Origin of the sequence: Pseudomonas sp. NPDC077649 (assembly GCF_044542855.1) — a bacterium.
Classification (GTDB): domain Bacteria; phylum Pseudomonadota; class Gammaproteobacteria; order Pseudomonadales; family Pseudomonadaceae; genus Aquipseudomonas.
In genome coordinates this window covers 150,399-168,410 of record NZ_JBITVF010000005.1, presented here as the reverse complement: position 1 = coordinate 168,410, position 18,012 = coordinate 150,399, and the positions used below count along the sequence as shown (strand labels likewise).

The 18,012-nt window shown below is 70.1% G+C and carries 21 protein-coding genes; 11 read left to right on the top strand and 10 right to left on the bottom strand.

Annotated features, from left to right (window positions below):
• Positions 1–75 precede the first annotated feature (75 nt).
• Together ACIGFL_RS16660 and ACIGFL_RS16655 are read right to left on the bottom strand one after the other, a co-directional pair.
• Positions 76–675 carry a PolC-type DNA polymerase III gene (locus ACIGFL_RS16660; protein ID WP_397497904.1) on the bottom strand — a complete coding sequence of 200 codons (600 nt, stop codon included), beginning with the start codon at positions 673–675 and terminating at the stop codon, positions 76–78.
• An 8-nt stretch (positions 676–683) separates the two neighbouring features.
• Positions 684–1,163, bottom strand: coding sequence for an NYN domain-containing protein (locus ACIGFL_RS16655; RefSeq protein WP_021443898.1), 480 nt, complete (start codon positions 1,161–1,163; stop codon positions 684–686).
• A gap of 118 nt (positions 1,164–1,281) precedes the next feature.
• Here ACIGFL_RS16655 and ACIGFL_RS16650 point away from each other — a divergent pair, with 118 nt between their 5' ends.
• Positions 1,282–1,947: a YciC family protein gene (locus ACIGFL_RS16650; protein ID WP_397497903.1), complete on the top strand. Its 666-nt coding sequence runs from the start codon at positions 1,282–1,284 to the stop codon at positions 1,945–1,947.
• A gap of 33 nt (positions 1,948–1,980) precedes the next feature.
• Complete coding sequence (locus ACIGFL_RS16645; protein WP_021443900.1) at positions 1,981–2,415, top strand: VOC family protein; 435 nt, start codon at positions 1,981–1,983, stop codon at positions 2,413–2,415.
• Positions 2,416–2,430: 15 nt separating this feature from the next.
• Here the strand turns inward: ACIGFL_RS16645 and ACIGFL_RS16640 are convergent, their stop codons facing one another.
• The 3 genes from ACIGFL_RS16640 to ACIGFL_RS16630 are packed head-to-tail and all read right to left on the bottom strand — an operon-like array spanning position 2,431 to position 3,733.
• Positions 2,431–2,562, bottom strand: coding sequence for a hypothetical protein (locus ACIGFL_RS16640; RefSeq protein WP_371921469.1), 132 nt, complete (start codon positions 2,560–2,562; stop codon positions 2,431–2,433).
• Between the two features lie 52 nt (positions 2,563–2,614).
• Positions 2,615–3,460 (bottom strand): SDR family oxidoreductase, encoded by an 846-nt coding sequence (locus ACIGFL_RS16635; RefSeq protein ID WP_122108990.1) that lies wholly within the window; start codon positions 3,458–3,460, stop codon positions 2,615–2,617.
• A gap of 33 nt (positions 3,461–3,493) precedes the next feature.
• A complete protein-coding gene (locus ACIGFL_RS16630; RefSeq protein WP_397497902.1) occupies positions 3,494–3,733 on the bottom strand; it encodes a CDGSH iron-sulfur domain-containing protein in 240 nt (79 codons plus the stop codon).
• 91 nt (positions 3,734–3,824) lie between these two features.
• On the opposite strand from ACIGFL_RS16630, the gene ACIGFL_RS16625 reads away from it, so the two are divergent.
• Together ACIGFL_RS16625 and ACIGFL_RS16620 are read left to right on the top strand one after the other, a co-directional pair.
• Entirely contained in the window at positions 3,825–4,904 is a 1,080-nt protein-coding gene (locus ACIGFL_RS16625; protein ID WP_397497901.1) for an endonuclease/exonuclease/phosphatase family protein, read from the top strand.
• A gap of 101 nt (positions 4,905–5,005) precedes the next feature.
• Positions 5,006–5,749 (top strand): substrate-binding periplasmic protein, encoded by a 744-nt coding sequence (locus ACIGFL_RS16620; RefSeq protein WP_397497900.1) that lies wholly within the window; start codon positions 5,006–5,008, stop codon positions 5,747–5,749.
• Positions 5,750–5,755: 6 nt separating this feature from the next.
• Here the strand turns inward: ACIGFL_RS16620 and ACIGFL_RS16615 are convergent, their stop codons facing one another.
• Positions 5,756–6,580: a TlpA family protein disulfide reductase gene (locus ACIGFL_RS16615; protein WP_397497899.1), complete on the bottom strand. Its 825-nt coding sequence runs from the start codon at positions 6,578–6,580 to the stop codon at positions 5,756–5,758.
• 54 nt (positions 6,581–6,634) lie between these two features.
• Positions 6,635–9,169, bottom strand: a complete 2,535-nt coding sequence (gene hrpB / locus ACIGFL_RS16610) for an ATP-dependent helicase HrpB (RefSeq protein ID WP_397497898.1) — start codon at positions 9,167–9,169, stop codon at positions 6,635–6,637.
• Positions 9,170–9,300: 131 nt separating this feature from the next.
• Here hrpB and ACIGFL_RS16605 point away from each other — a divergent pair, with 131 nt between their 5' ends.
• The 5 genes from ACIGFL_RS16605 to ACIGFL_RS16585 all read left to right on the top strand — a co-directional run bounded on the left by ACIGFL_RS16605 (position 9,301) and on the right by ACIGFL_RS16585 (position 12,243).
• Entirely contained in the window at positions 9,301–9,720 is a 420-nt protein-coding gene (locus ACIGFL_RS16605; protein ID WP_397497897.1) for a polyribonucleotide nucleotidyltransferase, read from the top strand.
• A 7-nt stretch (positions 9,721–9,727) separates the two neighbouring features.
• Positions 9,728–10,612 (top strand): cation diffusion facilitator family transporter, encoded by an 885-nt coding sequence (locus ACIGFL_RS16600; protein ID WP_397497896.1) that lies wholly within the window; start codon positions 9,728–9,730, stop codon positions 10,610–10,612.
• A gap of 390 nt (positions 10,613–11,002) precedes the next feature.
• On the top strand, positions 11,003–11,482 hold the full coding sequence (locus ACIGFL_RS16595; RefSeq protein WP_021443909.1) for an Lrp/AsnC family transcriptional regulator: 480 nt from the start codon (positions 11,003–11,005) through the stop codon (positions 11,480–11,482).
• Between the two features lie 90 nt (positions 11,483–11,572).
• Positions 11,573–11,791, top strand: coding sequence for a DUF2788 domain-containing protein (locus ACIGFL_RS16590; protein WP_003240295.1), 219 nt, complete (start codon positions 11,573–11,575; stop codon positions 11,789–11,791).
• Between the two features lie 59 nt (positions 11,792–11,850).
• Positions 11,851–12,243: a globin gene (locus ACIGFL_RS16585; RefSeq protein WP_397497895.1), complete on the top strand. Its 393-nt coding sequence runs from the start codon at positions 11,851–11,853 to the stop codon at positions 12,241–12,243.
• 82 nt (positions 12,244–12,325) lie between these two features.
• On the opposite strand, the gene ACIGFL_RS16580 is transcribed toward ACIGFL_RS16585, so the two are convergent.
• Positions 12,326–12,895, bottom strand: coding sequence for a pseudouridine synthase (locus ACIGFL_RS16580; protein ID WP_397498001.1), 570 nt, complete (start codon positions 12,893–12,895; stop codon positions 12,326–12,328).
• A gap of 175 nt (positions 12,896–13,070) precedes the next feature.
• Between ACIGFL_RS16580 and ACIGFL_RS16575 the strand changes: the two genes are divergently transcribed.
• Positions 13,071–14,102 (top strand): NAD(P)-dependent alcohol dehydrogenase, encoded by a 1,032-nt coding sequence (locus ACIGFL_RS16575; RefSeq protein WP_397497894.1) that lies wholly within the window; start codon positions 13,071–13,073, stop codon positions 14,100–14,102.
• A 3-nt stretch (positions 14,103–14,105) separates the two neighbouring features.
• On the opposite strand, the gene ACIGFL_RS16570 is transcribed toward ACIGFL_RS16575, so the two are convergent.
• The gene (locus ACIGFL_RS16570) at positions 14,106–15,449 is read right to left on the bottom strand and encodes a PLP-dependent aminotransferase family protein (protein ID WP_397497893.1); all 1,344 of its coding nucleotides are present in this window, start codon (positions 15,447–15,449) and stop codon (positions 14,106–14,108) included.
• Between the two features lie 80 nt (positions 15,450–15,529).
• On the opposite strand from ACIGFL_RS16570, the gene ACIGFL_RS16565 reads away from it, so the two are divergent.
• On the top strand, positions 15,530–16,498 hold the full coding sequence (locus ACIGFL_RS16565) for a threonine dehydratase (protein ID WP_397497892.1): 969 nt from the start codon (positions 15,530–15,532) through the stop codon (positions 16,496–16,498).
• Here ACIGFL_RS16565 and amn read toward each other — a convergent pair whose 3' ends face one another.
• The gene (gene amn, locus ACIGFL_RS16560; protein WP_021443513.1) at positions 16,499–17,971 is read right to left on the bottom strand and encodes an AMP nucleosidase; all 1,473 of its coding nucleotides are present in this window, start codon (positions 17,969–17,971) and stop codon (positions 16,499–16,501) included.
• Positions 17,972–18,012: the final 41 nt, after the last annotated feature.

Genomic DNA, 18,012 nt, shown 5'->3' with positions numbered 1-18,012 from the left:
GGGCGAAGCTGCTATTCACCTGGCCCGGATGCAATCCGGGGAGGTTGGCCGCAAAGCCATCCGGGCCACGACTCGCTAGCCGGCGGCCAGCAGCGCGCGCACCTTGGCCGCCGACAGCTTCTGCAACTGGCAGAGCAATGCGTGATCGGCCTGGTGCCGGCCGTGACGGCGGCGCAACAGGTCGAACAGGTGCAGGGTCAGGTTGGCCGCCATCTCGGCATCGGCCAGGGCGCGGTGGGCGCGGCCAGTGTCCGGCAGCCCGGCCCAGCGGTTGAGGTTGCCCAGCTTGTGGCTCGGCGCCTCCGGCAGCAGGCGCCGCGACAGCAGCAGCGAGCAGGCGAACGGCTGTCGCCGGCGACGGCGGATGCGCGCCAGTTCGGCGTCCCAGAATTTCTGGTCGAAGGCGGCGTTGTGCGCCAGCAGCGGCCGCTCGCCGATAAAGTCGGCCACCTCGGCCATCACCTGGTCGGACGGCGGCGCCGCGCGCAGCATGGCGTTGCTGATGCCGGTGAGCTGCTCGATAAAGGGCGGCACCCAGGCGCCGCTGTTCATCAGGCTCTGGTAGCGGGCGACGATCTGCCCGCCCTCGATGATGGCCACGCCGATCTCGGTGGCACGGGCCTGGTCCGGCGACACGCCGGTGGTTTCGAAGTCGATGACGGCGATGGATTCCACGAATGTCCTCAATGACTCTTGAGCAGCAGGCTGCCCTCGATGGGCACGTAACGGCTGGCGGCGCGGATCAGCGATTGCGCGGTCAGCCCCGGCACGCCGTAGGCGATCGCCTCGGTGCCGCGCTGGCGCACGCGCTCGAGCAGCAGGTCGAAATCGCCGTCGCCGGAGGCCAGCACCACCACGTCGACCCGCTCGGCGGCGTCGAGCACATCGATGCAGATGCCGACGTCCCAGTCGCCCTTGGCCGAGCCGTCGCTGCGCTGGATATAGGGTTTGAGCTTCACGGTGAAGCCGAGCTTGCGCAGGATCTGCTGGAACTGCTGCTGCTTGGCGTCGCCGCGCTCGATGGCGTAGGCGTAGGCCTCGACGATCTGCCCCTGGCGGCTGACGTCGGCCCAGAAGGCGGCGTAGTCGAAATGGCAGCCATGGGCCTGGCGCACCGTGTAGTAGAGGTTCTGTACGTCGGCGAATACGGCGATCTTCTTCACCGGGCATCCTCGGTCGGCGGGCGGAAAGCCCTGCCAGTATGCCAGAGCATTGCCATCAGCGCGGAGCGCGCGGCGCCTCTGCTACAGTGCGGGTCTTCGTCTTTGCCGAGTTCTGCCGATGAATCCACTGCCGATCCTGCGCGATGCCTGGTTCTTCTTCAGCCACAACCTGGCGGCCATAGCCCGCCTGTGCCTGCCGCTGCTGCTGGCCGAGGCCATCGCCCAGGCGCTGCTGGCGGCTCAGCTCGGCGAAGGCGCCAACCCGGCCTACGGCATCCTCCTCGGCGTACTCTTCTATCCGCTCTACGCCGCGCAGCTGATCCTCTTCCTCGACGCCCGCAGCAACGGCCGCGCAGCGACCGGCAACGAGCTGTTCGCCGCCGCCCTGCGCCTGTGGCCGGGGTTCGCCCTGCTGGCCGGGCTGAGCACCCTGGCGATCCTGCTCGGGCTGTCGCTGCTGGTGCTGCCGGGCATCTGGATCATGGTCAAGCTGGCCTTCGCCGAGCTGCTTCTGGTGCTGCGCGGAGAGCCGCCGATGAGCGCCCTGCGGGGCAGCTTCGAGTTGACCACTGGGCGCTTCTGGGAGGTGTTCAGCTGCCTGGCCGGCGTGCTGGTGCCGCTCTGGCTGCTCGACTGGTGGACCCTGCCGAGCCGCGACGACAGCCTGCTGTGGGTGCTGCAGCAGACGGCCAGCGGCTTCCTCCAGCTGTTCGCCCTGGTGGTGCTGTTCCGCCTGTTCATGCTGCTCGACCGGCAGCAGGCGCAACGGCAAAACAGCGACTAGGCTTGGCCGTCTCGCCAACCAAGGAGCCCCGTCATGAGCGACGCCAACCCCAGCATCCTGTCCCACGTATCCATCGGCACCAACCGTTTCGAGGCGGCCTGCGACTTCTACGCCAAGGTGCTGGCCACCCTCGGCTGCAAGGAAATCATGCGTCACCCCGGCGCCGTGGCCTTCGGCCGCGAGTACCCGGAGTTCTGGGTGCAGACGCCGATCGACGGCCAGCCGGCGACCCTCGGCAACGGCAGCCATTTCGGTTTCGTCGCCCCGGACAAGGCCGCGGTGCACGCCTTCCACCAGGCCGCACTGGCCGCCGGCGCCCGCGACGAGGGTCAGCCGGGGCCGCGCCCGGAGTATGGCGAACCCTATTACGGCTGCTTCGTGCGCGATCTCGACGGGCACAAGATCGAGGCCGCCTACTGGGACATGGACCTGGTTCAGCAGCTCTACGGCGAGCCGCATAACCACTAGCCGGGGCGCCGCCCGTTACTGGCGCGCCGCCACCGGCTGGTAGCGCAGCGCGGTGCGGCGCGACAGCTCCGCCAGCAGGTCGATATCCAGGCCCTGCAGCTCGCCGCTTGCGCCCTGCATGCGAAACGGCGGCCACAGGTCGGTCATCACTCGCAGCGGCGCGTTCTCGGCCCGGCACAGCGGCGCCAGCAGAAACGCATCAGCCCCGCCCCGAACCCTGCGGTTTGAGCCCGGACAGCCGCGGCAGCAGCACCCGCTCGAACAGTCGCGGGAAGAAGCGCGCCAGCACCCGCGCGCGCCAGTCGACGTTGGACAGCACCAGCAGGCGCCGGCGCCTCAGGGCGCCGTGGTAGATGGCCTCGGCGACGTCCTGCGGCGAGGCCACCTTGCCCATCGCCAGCGGCGGCTGGGCGGCCACCGAACCGTCGCCGACCAGGGCGTTCTTGCGCAGGTCGGTGGCGGTGAAGCCGGGACACACCAGCATGACGTTGACCCCCGAACCCTTGAGCTCGTAGCGCAGGGTCTCGAACAGGCCGTGCAGGGCGTGCTTGCTGGCGTTGTAGGCGCTGCGGTAGAGCAGCGGGGCGATGCCCGACAGCGAACTGAGCACGATGATCTGCCCACCGCGGGCGATCAGGCTGGGCAGCGCCGCCTGGGTGCAATGCAGCGCGCCGAAGTAGTTGACCGCCATGACCCGCTGGAACACCTCCAGGCTGGTGTCGGCGAAGGTGCTGCGGTGGGTGATGCCGGCGTTGTTGACCAGCACGTCGATGCCGCCGAAACGCTCGATGGCCAGGGCCACCGCGCGCTGCACCGCGGCGGCGTCGGCGACGTCGCAGAGCAGGCCGAGGGCCTCGGCGTTGTGGTGATCGGCCAGGTGCTGCACCAGGCTGTCGAGCGCCGCCTGCTGCAGATCGAAAATCACCAGGCGCGCGCCGGCCTGGGCCATGCGCACGGCCAGGGCGCGGCCGATGCCGGCGCAACCGCCGGTGATCAGCACCACCTTGCGGTCGAACACCTTGTTGGCGAATACCTTGCGATACATGCACTGCCCCCCACGAGCCAAACCTGGCCGACACTACAACCTGTTATGGCTGCCATCGCAACAGGGCGGCGTGGCCGTGTGCTTGCAGCCACAGAAAAACAGGATGTCGGTCTGCTCGGCATGGTACTTCAGCGGCGTCAGTCCACTGCCCTTGTGGCTGCCGTCGCAGAACGGCTGGCTGGCACTGCGCCCGCAACGGCACCAGAAGTAATCCTGCCCGGCCTGAACCTCGACCGCATAGGGGCCGCGCTGGGCAATCAGCGGCTCGTTCATCGCACCCTCCCGGCAGGACGGCGCCACGCCTGGGCCGATGGGCCGCAGTCGGGTATCCTCGCCTCCTTCCAGCATAGCCGCCCGCGTCGCCATGTCCCTGCCCCGCCCGTTTCGCCTGCTGCTCGCCCTGGTGGCGCTGCTCGGCCTGTCCCTTGCCCTGGTCCATGCGCTGAGCTGGCGCCCGGCGCCGCGCGAGCCGGCGCCGCTGGCCTGCAGCAGCCAGGTAGCGCAGCTGCAGCCGGGACAGGCGCTCAAGGTGATGACCTGGAACCTGCAGTACCTGGCCGGCAAGGGTCATGTGTTCTGGTACGACCTGCCCGGCGGCGACGGCCCCGACGACCGGCCCAGCGCCGCGGATCTGGCCAGCACCCTCGACGAGGTGGTGCGGGTGCTGCGCGACGAGCAGCCGGATGTCGTCCTGCTGCAGGAGCTGCACGACGGCGCCCGGGCCAGCGACCATCAGGATCAACTGGCCCTGCTGCAAGCGCGCCTGGCCGACCTCTACCCCTGCGCCAGCCAGGCCTTCTACTGGCAGGCCGGCTTCGTCCCGCACCCGCGCATCCTCGGCAGCGTCGGCATGAAGCTGGCCACCCTCAGCCGCTTCCGGATCGCCCGCGCCGAGCGCCTGCAACTGCCGCAGCGGCCCGGCAACCCGCTGACGCGCCCGTTGCAGCCCAAGCCCGCGCTGCTGGTCAGCCATCTGCCGATCCGCGGCGGCGGCGAGCTGGTGACGCTCAACGGCCATTTCGATGCCTTCGCCCAGGGCGACGACACCCAGGCGCGCCAGCTGAGCATGACCGACGGCCTGCTGCGCCAGCTGCAGGCCGCGGGCACGCCCTGGGTGCTCGGCGGCGACTTCGACCTGCTGCCGCCCGGCCAGTTGTCGGACGCTGAGCGCGGCCGCTACGCCAGCGACAACCGCCTGCAGGAGCTGGCCGCGCGCTACCCGCTGATCCCCAGCCTGGATCAGGCGGCTGGCGGCGAGCAGGCGCGCTGGTACACCCACTACCCCAACGACCCGGCCGCCAACGGCCCTGACCGCACCCTCGACTACCTGCTGCACAGCCCGCGGCTGACTCCGCTGAGCAGCACGGTGCGCCAGCACGACACGCTGCACATCTCCGATCATCTGCCGCTGATCGGCCGCTTCTTTCTGCCCAGCCTCGACTAATCTGCGAAGGACAGGGGCTGGACAAGCGCCACCGCGGTTGGCCATGCTGGTCGCGTGACACTTTTATAACGACAAGACGGCGCCGAGCCGCGTACTCCCAGATGCCAAGATGCTGCTGCCTTCTGCTCGCCGCCCTGCTGTGGCTGCCGAGCCTTGCCGCCACGGCCGAGATCGACGCGCTGCGCCAGGTCAGCGTCGGCTATTACGAATTCCCGCCCTACTCCTACACCGACGCCCAGGGCCGCCCCAGCGGCGCCATCCTCGAACTCAGCGCACGCCTGCTGCGCCACGCCGGCTACCAGGCGCATTTCCGCTCCTACCCCGGTGCGCGCCTTTACAGCGGCCTGCGCGACGGCAGCGTGCAGTTGTGGCCCGGCGCCCCGGGCAAGGCGGAGCTGGCCGGGCACACCCTGGAGGCCCGCCACCGCCTCGGCGAGATCACCCTCAACCTGTATTTCCGCCGCGACACGCCGCTGCCGCGCCTGCCCGACGATCTCAAGGACAGCGGGGTGATCCTGATCAGCGGCTACAGCTACTGGCAGGAGGTCAACCAGTGGCTCGCCGACCCGGCGCTGGGCATAGTTGAACACCGCACCGCCAGCCACACCGCCGCCCTGGAGATGCTGCAGCGCCGCCGCGGCGACTACCTGCTGGACTACCAGACCCCGGTGGAGCAGGCGCGCCGGCGCCTGGGCATGGGCGAGCTGCCCTTCGTCCAGCTGCAGCGCCTGCCGCTGAAGCTGATCGTCTCGCGCCATGTCCCCGGCGCCGAGGCGTTGCGCGATGCCCTCGACCGCGCCTACGAGGAACTGCGCGCCGCCGGCGAAGACCTGCAGTTGCCTTGAGCCGTGTCAGCGCGGCTCGGGGCTCTCGCCGTCTCGGAGCAGCGTCAGCGCATGGGCCAGGCTGGCCGCGGACAGTTCGCCGAGATGGCTGCCCAGCTGACGCCCATCAGCGGCGTAGAACAGCGTGCTGGGCAAGGCGCGCGAGCCGACCTGCTCGCCCAGGCGATTGCCGGCGTCGAGCAGCACGTTGCCCAGCCCTGGCGCCTCCTTGCCCAGGAAGGCCGCAACCTGCGCGGCGGACTCGCCCTGATTGACGAACAGAAAGGTCATCCCCGGCTCGTCGCGCTGCGCGGCGGCCAGCACCGGCATCTCGCGCCGACAGGGCGGGCACCAGCTAGCCCAGAGGTTGACCACCAGCGGCTTGCCGGCGAAATCCTGCAGATTGACCGCACGCCCCTGCAAATCCTGCAGGGCCAGATCGGGTAGCCGGGTGCCCTGCTGCAGGGCCTGCAGCACCGCGCTGCCGCCCAGCCAGCAGGCCAGGCCCAGCGCCATGGCCGTCGCCAGCGGCCGACGCAGACGCGCGTCGCGCCAAAGGTACCAGGCGCCCAGGGTCAGCGCGGCGAGCAGCCCCGGCCAGGCGAGAAAGCCGCCGTCGCGGATATCCAGCACCCGCCACGGCGCCGCACGGTAGAACTCGGCGTAGACCAGCACGAAGGCCAGCCGGGCCACCAGCAGCCCCAGCAGCAACAGGCGAAACAGCTGCCGCTCCGGGTTGCAGCCCTGGCGCCGGCCACTCCACCAACCCGCCAGGGTCGCCAGCAGCAGGCTGCCGAGCAACAGCAGATGGTCGGTGGCCAGGGCCAATGGGCCGATATCGAGGGTCAGCATGGCAACTCCGCAGACAGAAGACAGCGGCTGGGACAGTCCCCGGCCGCCGCGGGTTCACTTGCGCGGCTTGGCCCGCGCGGTGGGTTCGGCGATCAGCGGGTCGTCCGGCCAGTAATGCTTGGGATACCTGCCCTTCAGATCCTTCTTCACCTCCAGGTAGGTATTGGCCCAGAAGCTGGCCAGGTCCTGGGTCACCTGCACCGGCCGCCGCGCCGGCGACAGCAGGTGCAGCTTGAGCCCCAGGCGGCCGCCGGCGATGCGCGGGGTGGCGGCCAGGCCGAACAGTTCCTGCAGGCGCACGGCCAGCACCGGCGGCTGTTCCCTGTAGTCGATGGCGATGCGCGAGCCGGACGGCACCGTCAGCGCCCGCGGCGCCAGCTCGTCGAGACGCTGCGGCAGCGGCCAGGGCAGCAGGGTCGGCAGGATCGAAGGCAGGTCGAGGCTGGCGAAGTGGCTGAGACGATTGACCTTGCTCAAGTAAGGCGTCAGCCACTGCTCGAGGCTGGCCAGCAGCGCGGCGTCGGACAGGTCCGGCCATTCGCTCTGCCCCTGCTGCCGCATATCCAGTTCGCGCAGCAGCGCCACCCGCGCCTGCCATTGGCGCAGCTCCGGCGTCCAGGGCAGCAGCTCCAGGCCCTTGCGCCGCACCAGGCCGACCAGCGCCCGGCAGCGCGCCTCCTCGTCCAGCGCGGCCAGCGCCTGGCGCTGCAGCACCAGCTCGCCGACCTTGCGCTGACGCTCGGCGCGCAGCACGCCTTCGCGCTCGTCCCAGTCGAGCACATCCAGCGTCTCGACCTGCTCGGCCAGCTCGCACTCGAACAACGCCGGGTCGAGGTCGGCGGCGAGATAGATGCGCTCCTCGCGCTGGCCCTGGCGACTGCCTAGATCGGCTACCACCAGCCATTCGTGCTTCATCAGCGCGTCCGCCTCGGCGAACTGCGCGGCGCGGCCGTTGGCCAGGCGATAGTCGGCGCCACCAGCGCGGCGCTGCTGGGCGATGCGATCGGGGTAGGCGAAGGCCAGCAGGCAGCCGAGCCAGCGCGGGTGTTCGGGCTCGCTGACCGCCTGGGTCACTGGCCGGCCCTTGAGCAGGCCCTGGAACTGCCGCGCCAGTTGCCGGGCGCGCTGCACGCCGCCCAGGGCCGAGCGCCCGGCACGGCTGTCGCCACTGAGCAGGGCCAGACGACTGTGCAGATCGGCGCCGCCGCCGCGGAGGATATCGCGCTCGGACAACAGCGCCGCCAGGTCGCAGGCCAGCGCGCCGAGGCCCAGCGCCTGGCCGCGCAGCAACAGGTGGGCGAGACGCGGATGCGCCGGCAGCTCGGCCATGGCCTGGCCGTGGGCGTTGAGCGCGCCGCGCGCATCCAGCGCGCCGAGGCGGCCGAGCAGCTCCAGCGCCTGGGCGTAGGCGGCCGGCGGCGGTGCGTCGAGCCAGCTCAGCTCCTGCGGCGTCACGCCCCAACGCAGCAGCTGCAGGGCCAGCCCGGCCAGATCCGCCTGAAGAATCTCCGCCGCGGAATAGGCGCTGAGCTGTTCGTGCTGGTGCTCCGACCACAGCCGGTAGCAGGCGCCCGGCTGCAGGCGCCCGGCCCGCCCGGCGCGCTGAGTGGCCGAGGCGCGCGAGATGCGCTGGGTATCGAGGCGGGTCATGCCGCTGGCCGGATCGAAACGCGGCACCCGCGCCAGGCCGGCGTCGACCACCACGCGCACGCCGTCGATGGTCAGGCTGGTCTCGGCGATGTTGGTGGCCAGCACCACCTTGCGCGCGCCGGGCGGCGCCGGCTCGATGGCGGCGCGCTGGGCGGACAGATCCAGCTCGCCGTGCAGCGGGCAGAGCCGGATGTCGCCCTGCCCGGCCAGGGCCTCGCCCAACTGCTCGGCAACGCGGCGGATCTCGGCCTGGCCGGGGAGGAACACCAGCAGGCTGCCCGGCTCGTCGGCCAGCGCCTGCAGCACGGTTTGCACCACCCGCGGCTCGATCCACTCGCCCGGCGGCGATGGCGCCCCCCAGCGGATGTCCACCGGGAACATGCGGCCCTCGCTGCGCAGCACCGGCGCCTCGCCGAGCAACGCCGCCAGGCGCTGCCCTTCCAGGGTGGCGGACATCAGCAGCAGCTTGAGCGGCGGCGCGCCGCTGTCCGCGCCGCGAAACATGGCGCGGCCATTGAGGCACAGCGCCAGGGCCAGGTCGGCGTCCAGGCTGCGCTCGTGGAACTCGTCGAAGATCACCAGGCCAACGCCGTCCAGCGCCGGATCGTCCTGCAGGCGGCGGGCGAGGATGCCCTCGGTGACCACCTCGATACGGGTGTTCGGCCCGATCCTGCTGTCCAGGCGGATGCGGTAGCCGACGGTCTCGCCGACCCGCTCGCCCAGTTCGCTGGCCAGGCGCTCGGCGGCGGCGCGGGCGGCCAGGCGCCGCGGTTCGAGCATGAGGATCGACTGGCCCGCCAGCCAGGCCTGGTCCAGCAGCGCCAGCGGCACGCGGGTGGTCTTGCCGGCGCCGGGCGGCGCTTCCAGTACGGCTTCGTCACGGGCGGCCAGGGCCTCGCGCAGGGCCGGCAGCAGGGCATCGATGGGCAGGGCGTTCATGGGCTCTCCACGGCAGGCCGGCGATTATAGCGGCGAACTGCCAACAGGCTCGCGGGTCAGAGAGATCGGACAGCAGTTTTGCAATCACCGCCTTGCTATAGTTGCGCCACTTTTCTCCCTGGAGGTGCTCGATGCGCACGCAATCCCGCGTTATCGCCGGCGTTCTCGCCGTCGCCCTGTTCACCCAGCTGACCGCCTGCGGCACCCTGTTCTACCCGGACCGCCGCGGCCAGATCGAAGGCAAGATCGACCCGGCGGTCGCCGCCATGGATGCCATCGGCATCCTGTTCTTCGTCATTCCCGGGCTGATCGCCTTCGCCATCGACTTCGCCACCGGCGCCATCTACCTGCCCGGCGGCCAGACCGCCCAGCTCGACCCGCAGCAGCTCAAGCAACTGGTGGATGCCGAGGGCAAGCTCGACCAGGCCGGCCTCAAGGCGCTGATCGAGCGCAGCACCGGTCACCAGCTGCCGCTGGACGACCCGCGCCTGATCCACCACAGCGGCAGCGCCCAGCAACTGGCCGCCTTCGGCCTGCGCCCGGCGGCCTGAGCCACTCATGCAGATCCAGCGCCAGCATGCCCGGCTGATGCGCCTGGCCACCGCCGCGGCGCTGGCGGTGGCGCTGAGTCTGGTGCTGGCCAAGGCGATCGCCTGGTGGCTGAGCGGTTCGGTCAGCCTGCTGGCCGGCCTCACCGACTCGCTGCTCGATAGCGCCGCCTCGCTGATCAACCTGGTGGCGGTGCACTTCGCCCTGCAGCCGGCCGATGAGGATCACCGCTACGGCCACGGCAAGGCCGAAGCCCTGGCCGGCCTCGGCCAGTCGCTGTTCATCGGCATCAGCGCCGTGCTGGTGGGGATTCAGGGCGTACAGCGCCTGCTCGCGCCGCAGCCGCTGGCGGCCGAGGGCCTGGGCATCGCGGTGATGCTGCTGTCGCTGGCGCTGACCGTCGCCCTGCTGCTGTTCCAGCGCCACGTGGTGCGCGAGACCGGCTCCACCGCGATCCACGCCGACTCGCTGCACTACCGCTCGGACATCCTGCTCAACGGCAGCATCCTGCTGGCCCTGCTGCTGGCCAGTCTCGGCTGGCAGCAGGGCGATGCGCTGTTCGCCGTCGGCATCGCCTGCTACATCTTCTGGAGCGCCGTCAGCATCGTCCGCGAGGCGGTGGCGGTGCTGATGGACCAGGAACTGCCGCCGGAGATCAGCGCACGCATGCACCAGCTGACCTGCGCCGTGCCCGGCGTGCTCGGCGCGCACGACCTGCGCACGCGCATCTCCGGCACCCGCTGGTTCGTCCAGCTGCACCTGGAACTGCCCGGCGAGATCAGCCTGTCCCAAGCCCACGCCCACTGCGTGGCGGTGGAGGCGGCGATCCGCAGCGAATTCCCGCGCGCCGAGGTGCTGGTGCACGCCGATCCGCCGGAAGTGGTCGAGCGCTGAGGCTGCCGCTCGCGGCCAGAGCCGATGAGCGGCTGGTGCGCGGCGTACCCTACGAACCCGACTCGCCGTCTACGCGACCAATAAAAAAGGGGCCTTGCGGCCCCCTCGGGGAATCTGTCCGGTGCTGGCGGTGTTGTCGCCGCTTTCGTCGCCCGCCTGGTTGGGCAGTGCGGACCCGGGTGCCGGTGCGATCCGGTGGGATCGCCGGCGCCGGCTCGCCTGGTTGGGCGAGGCCGGTGGGACTTGTCGTCCGGGCCGTGAAACTGAGAGAAAGCTTACGCCCGCAGCGCCGAAGAAAGATTGCGAACATTGCTCACAAAGCCGTAACTTGCGCAATTTTTAACTAAGCGTGCATGATTAAAAGCAATCTAATCAGATAGCGAGCCAAAAGTGGACAAACTCGACCGCTACGACCTCAACATTCTCGCCGAATTGCAGCGCGACGCCGGCCTGTCCAACCAGGAGCTGGCCGAACGCATCGGCCTGTCGCCCTCGCCCTGCTCGCGGCGGGTCAAGCAGCTGGAGGACGACGGCTACATCCTCGGCCAGGTCGCCCTGCTCGATCGCAAGAAGCTCGGCCTGAGCCTGACCGCCTACGTGCTGATCGGCATGGATCGCCACACCCCGGAGCGTTTCGAGCATTTCCAGGAGCAGATCCGCAAGTGCCCGGAGGTGCTCGAATGCTGCCTGGTCACCGGGATGGACGCCGACTACCAGCTCAAGGTGGTAGTGCCGGACATGGATCACTACCAGAAGCTGCTGCTCGGCACCCTGACCCGCATCGACGGCGTCTCCAGCGTGCGCTCCAGCTTCGTCCTGCAGCAGATCCTCTCCAGCACCCAGCTGCCGCTGCAGCACCTGCGCGACTGAAGGTCGCAGGCCCAGCGCGGAAATGCCGCAGGGCGAATCGGGGCGCGTATAATCTGCGCCCCGCGTTTGCCGTCCGAACCACGAGGCCCCATGGAAACCGAACAATTCGAAGCCCTGATGATGTACGTGCTGGTCGGCGGGCTGATGCTGTTCATGTTCTTCATCATCTGGGACCTGGCGAAGAAGTCCAAGGCCGGCCGCCTGGGTACCGCCATCCTGTTCCTCGGCCTGGGCCTGTGCCTGTTCGCCTTCCTCGCCAAGCCGATCATCACCTACATCATCGAGACCGCCCGCGGCATTCACGGCTGAGGCCGACCACGGCACGGACGAGCCAGGCGCAAGCGCGCCGCCACTGACAAGGAGTTCACATGAGCGCCGCCAACCTGGTGATGCAGAGCTATGGACGCTGCTGCGCCAGCCCCGCTTTCTTCGACGATTTCTACCGCCATTTCCTCGCCAGCTCACCGCTGATCCGCGAGAAATTCGCCAACACCGACATGAGCGGGCAGAAGCAGCTGCTGCGCCAGGGCATCCTCAACCTGGTAATGCACGCCCGCGGCCTGCCCGATACCAAGCTGCGCGCCCTCGGCGAATCGCACTCGCGCCAGCGCCTGGACATCCGCCCCGAACTCTACGACCTGTGGCTCGACGCGCTGCTGCTGAGCATCAGCGCGCACGACAAGGCGTGCGATGCGGATATTCGCCAGGCCTGGCGCGAGGTGCTGAACAAGGGCATCGCGGTGATCAAGGCGGGCTACTGAGGGCCAGCGTGTATGGCGGACATGCCGGAGGCTTGTCCGCCATGGGATGGGCAGAGGTGGACAGGGCTTCGCCATATCCAGCCTACGAAAGCCGCGCCGGCACCTCGCGCCATTGCCCCGGCTGCAGGCCATCCAGGCACCAGGGGCCGATGGCCACGCGCACCAGGCGCAGGGTGGGCAGGCCGACCGCGGCGGTCATGCGCCGTACCTGGCGGTTGCGGCCCTCGCGGATCACCAGTTCCAGCCAGGCGGTCGGCACGCTCTTGCGAAAGCGCACCGGCGGATTTCTGTCCCACAGCTGCGGCTCGTCCAACAGGCGCGCCTGGGCCGGCAGGGTCGGGCCGTCGTTAAGCGTCACGCCGTCGCGCAACTGCTGCAGCTGCGCCTCGTTCGGCTCGCCCTCCACCTGCACCCAGTAGGTCTTCGCCAGCTTGTGTTTCGGATCGGCAATGCGCGCCTGCAGGCGGCCGTCGTTGGTCAGCAGCAGCAGGCCCTCGCTGTCGCGGTCCAGGCGCCCGGCCGGGTAGACGCCGGGCACCTCAACGAAATCCTTGAGCGTGGCGCGGCCCTGCTCGTCGTTGAACTGGGTCAGCACATCGAACGGCTTGTTCAGCAGGATCAGCCGAGGCTGCGCGGGCGGCGCCTTGGCCACCCGGCGCGGGGCGGCGGGACGGCGACTGGCGGGAGGACGAGGGCGGGACATGCGGCGGGCTTCGGTGGAACTGGGGCGCGCAGTGTAACTCACGATAAGCGGCGCTGATGGTGCTTCCCCGCCGTAGCGCGGCGACTAAGCTGCTGATTCCGTCCCCTCGCTACAGGAGTCAGTCATGAGCAGCAGCGCCGAACTCGCCACCTTCAGCGGCTGGGCCGCCACCGCCCCGGGCGCCCCGCTCGAGCGCCACAGCTACGACCCCGGCCCGCTGGGCGCCGAGGAGGTGGAAGTGGCGGTGGAATACTGCGGCATCTGCCACTCCGACCAGTCGATGATCGACAACGAATGGGGCAATGCGCGCTATCCCTTTATCCCCGGCCATGAAGTGGTCGGCACCATCGTCCGCCTCGGCGAACAGGCGCGCGGCCTCGCGCTGGGCCAGCGGATCGGCATCGGCTGGTACAAGGGCAGCTGCATGCACTGCGGCTCGTGCATGGAAGGCTCGCACCAGCTGTGCCGCTCGGTGAAACCGACCATAGTCGGCAGCCACGGCGGTTTCGCCGACCGCCTGCGCTCGCACTGGGCCTGGGCCGTGCCGCTGCCCGAAGGCCTCGACCCGGCGCTGGTCGGCCCGCTGTTCTGCGCCGGCTCCACGGTGTTCAGCCCGCTGCTGGAGTTCGACGTCAAACCCACCGACCGCGTCGGCGTGGTCGGCATCGGCGGCCTCGGCCACCTGGCGCTGCGTTTTCTCAATGCCTGGGGTTGCGAGGTGACCGCCTTCACCTCCTCGCTGAGCAAGCAGGACGAAGCCAAGCGCCTGGGCGCGCACAGGGTGGTGGCCTCCACCGACAGCGCGGCGATGAAGGCGATTGCCGGCAGCCTGGATTTCCTCCTGGTCACCGCCAGCGCCGACCTCGACTGGGTTGCCCTGCTCGGCACCCTGCGCGGCAAGGGCCGCCTGCACTTCGTCGGCATAGTGCCCAGCGCCATCCCGGTGCACGTGTTCAACCTGATCCCGCAACAGAAGAGCCTGTCCGGCTCGCCGGTAGGCTCGCCAGCGAGCATGGCGACCATGCTCGAATTCTGCGCCCGCCACCAGATCCTGCCGCAGGTCGAGCACTTCCCCATGAGCCAGGTGAACGCGGCCATCGACCACCTGCGCAGCGGCAAGGCACGCTACCGCGTGGTGCTGGACGCCAGCCGCTGAGGCTCAGGCGAGCGGCCAGGCCGCCACGATGCCCTCCAGGGCGCGCTTGAGCTCGGCGCGGCTGGCCGCGGCGGCGAGGCTGACGCGCACCGCGTGTCCCGGGTTGGCCTCGACCGCGAACACCTCGGCCGGCACCACCTCCACGCCATGCTGCCGACAGGCCTCGGCCAGGCCGGCAGGCGGCGCGCCATCCAGCCACAGGTGCGGCGCCACCGCCCTGCCCTGCGGCATGCGCGGCCCGAGCACGCGCGCGGCCAGGCGCCAGCGCTGCAGCAGCTCCTCGACCTGCCAGGCCAGGCGCCGTTCGGCGACGCCGCTTTCGATCCACTCGCAGGCCAGCGCCAGGCTCAGCGGCGCCACCGCCCAGCGCGTGGCCTGGGCCTCGCGGTCGATGCGCTCGAGCTGCTCCGGCGCCCCCGCGATAAAGCCCAGGCGCAGACCCGGCGCGACGCTCTTGGACAGGCTGCTGATCAGCAGGCAGCGCTCGGCAAGCTGCACCGCCAGCGGCGCCTCGCTGCCGAGCACGCCGTAGACGTCGTCCTCGATGATCCACAGGCCGCGACGCCGCGCCACCTCGGCGATGGCGGCGCGGCGCTCGGCGTCCAGGCTGGCGCCGGTGGGGTTCTGCAGGCAGGGGGTGAGCACCGCCACGCGAGCGCCGGTGGCGCGGGCCTGGCGGTCGAAGTCGTCGGGCAGGATGCCGCGCTCGTCCATCGCCACCCCGTGCAGCGGCAGGCGCAACTGGCGCGCGGCGGCCTTGATCCCCGGCGCGGTGTGGCGCTCCACCAGGATCGCTTCACCCGCCTCGCACAGCGCCAACAAGGCGGCTGAGACGCCCTGCTGGGCACCCGCGCAGAGCAGCAGGCCGTTCGGCGCCAGTTCCAGGCCACGGCGGCGCAACCAGGTGGCGCCGGCCAGGTGCGCGCGCTCGACCAACGCCGCCGAGGGGTAGGCCTGCAGCGCGTCCAGCTCGCCACGTGCAGCCAGCGCGGCAAGGCTGACGGACAGGTCGCGGTTGTCCGGATCGTGCACCGGCACGTTGGTCGACAGGTCGATCAGCACGCCCTGCGCGGCCGGCTGCTTGAGGCGGAACAGACTCGCCTCGCGACTGCCGGCCAGTACGTAAGTACCGCGGCCAACCTCGCCGGAGACCAGGTGCCGGCGCGCCGCCTCGCGGTAGGCGAGCATCACCGTGCTCGGGTTGATGCCCAGCGTCCAGGCCAGGCGGCGCTGCGGCGGCAGGCGCTCGCCAGGCTTGAGCTCGCCGCGGCCGATGGCCGTGGCGATGGCCTCGACCAGGGCCAGGTAGGTGGGTAAGGCGCTGTCGCTGAGGTCAGGAAGCCACATTGCTTGCCATGCAATATAAAGATTTACCCATACAATGCGCCGCACTAGCATCCGGGTCAACGCCACTCGGAGTGCCCGTCATGTTCGACCTCGCCCAACTGCGCCAGAGCGCGCAACTGGTTCACCGTCATATGGCGCCGACACCGCAACTGGCCTGGCCGCTGCTGGCCCAGCGCCTGGGCTGCGAGGTCTGGGTCAAGCACGAGAACCACGCGCCCACCGCGGCCTTCAAGGTGCGCGGCGGGCTGGTCTATATCGACGCCCTGCTGCGCCGCGAGCCGCAGGTGCGTGGGCTGGTCACCGCCACCCGCGGCAACCACGGCCAGAGCCTGGCGCTGGCTGCGCGCCAGGCCGGCCTGGCGATCCGCATTCTGGTGCCGCACGGCAACGCGCGCGAGAAGAACGCGGCGATGCGCGCCCTCGGCGCCGAGGTGATCGAACATGGCCGCGACTTCGACGAGGCGCGCGCCGAAGCCGCGCGCCTGGCCGCACGCGACGGCCTGCACTGGGTACCGTCACTGCACGAGGATCTGGTGCGCGGCGTGGCTACCTACGCGCTGGAGCTGCTGGAAGCGCTGCCGAACCTGCGCCGGGTCTATGTGCCCATCGGCCTCGGCTCGGGCATCTGCGGCATGATCCGCACCCGCGACCTGCTCGGCCTCGACACCGAGATAATCGGCGTGGTCGCCAGCGGCGCCGACGCCTACGCGCAGAGTTTCGAGCAGGGCCGCCTGGTGCAGACCGAGCGCGCCGACACCCTGGCCGACGGCATGGCCTGCCGCCAGCCGCAGCAGTTGGCGCTGGACATGATCCGCGCCGGCGCCGCGCGCATCGTGCGGGTCGACGACGAGGCCATCCGCGCCGCGATCCGCGTCTACCACGAGGACACCCACAACCTCGCCGAAGGCGCCGGTGCCGCCGCCCTGGCCGCCTTGATGCAGGAGCGCGAATGCAACGCCGGCCAGCGCGTGGCGGTGGTACTCAGCGGTGCCAATATCGACCGCCTGGCGCTGGCCGAACTGCTGCGCGACGAGGTCGCAGCCGCCTGATCAGCGAAACGGCGGCTCGTCGAAGCTGCGCAGCTTGCGCGAGTGCAGCGAGTCGAGCTGGCTGCGCATCAGCTCAAGCGCGGCGATGCCGATGCGCAGGTGCTGGGTCACGGCGCGCTCGTAGAAGGCGCCGGCCGCGCCGGGCAGCTTGATCTCGCTGTGCAGCGGCTTGTCCGACACGCACAGCAGCGTGCCGTAGGGCACCCGCAGGCGGTAACCCTGCGCCGCGATGGTGCCGCTTTCCATATCCACGGCGACGGCTCTGGACAGGTTGATCAGTGGCCGCTCCTGGGCCCAGCGCAGCTCCCAGTTGCGGTCGTCGTAGGTCAGCACTGTGCCGGTGCGCAGGCGTTTCTTCAGCTCGTCGCCCTGCTCGCCGGTGACCAGCTTGGCCGCCTCCTGCAGCGCCTGCTGCACCTCGGCCAGCGCCGGCAGCGGGATATGCGGCGGCAGCACGCGGTCGAGGATGCCGTCGCGGCGCATATAGGCGTGGGCCAGCACGTAGTCGCCGATGGTCTGCGACTGACGCAGGCCGCCGCAGTGGCCGATCATCAGCCAGCAGTGCGGACGCAGCACGGCCAGGTGGTCGGTGATGTTCTTGGCGTTGGACGGGCCGACGCCGATATTGACCAGGGTGATGCCGTGGCCGTCATCGGCCTGCAGGTGATAGGCCGGCATCTGGTAGCGGTGCCAGATGACGTTCTCGATGATCGCCTGCATCTCGCCTTCAGCCATGCCGCGCTCGACCACCACGTTGCCCGGCAGCACTAGGCGGGTGAAACGCGAGTCGCCTACCAGCATGTCCAGACCATGGCGGATGAACTGGTCGACATAGCGGTGGTAGTTGGTCAGCAGAATCCACGGCTGCACGTGGCGCCAGTCGCTGCCGGTGTAGTGCACCAGGCGGCGCAGGGAGAAATCCACCCGGGCTGCGTCGAACAGCGCCAGCGGCAGCGGGTCGGTGTTCTCCCAGTCGTACAGGCCGTCGGCGGTGCCGTCGGTGGCGGCGGACAGGTCGGTGCTGGGGAACACCCGCGCCAGCTCGGCGGCGGTCACCCCGCTGCCGGCCAGCTCGTCGCCCTGCTCCACCACGTAGGGATAGGGAATGTTCTGCTGGCTCATGCCGACTTCCACGCGCAGGGTGAAGTCGTGCATCAGCGGCCGCAGCTGCTCCAGCAGGTATTTGCGAAAGGCCGCCGGCTGGGTCACGGTGACGCTGTAGGTACCCGGCACCTGCACCTTGGCGTAGGCGCGCACGGTGGTCGGCACCTCGCCCTGGCACAGGTAGGTCAGGCGCAGCTCGGGATAGCGGAACAGACAATGCTCGCCGGCGTCGGGCTTGATGCGCTCCTTGAGGTAGCGTTTCAGCGCCCGACTGAGGGCACCGGTGGCCTGCTGGTGGAGGGCGGCGAGGCGGTCGACCGCCTCTTCCGGGGTAAAGGCAACGACGAATTCATCGGCACAGGGTTTCACGGCGCACCTTCCTGGTTGATCGAATGCCCCTATCTTGCCTG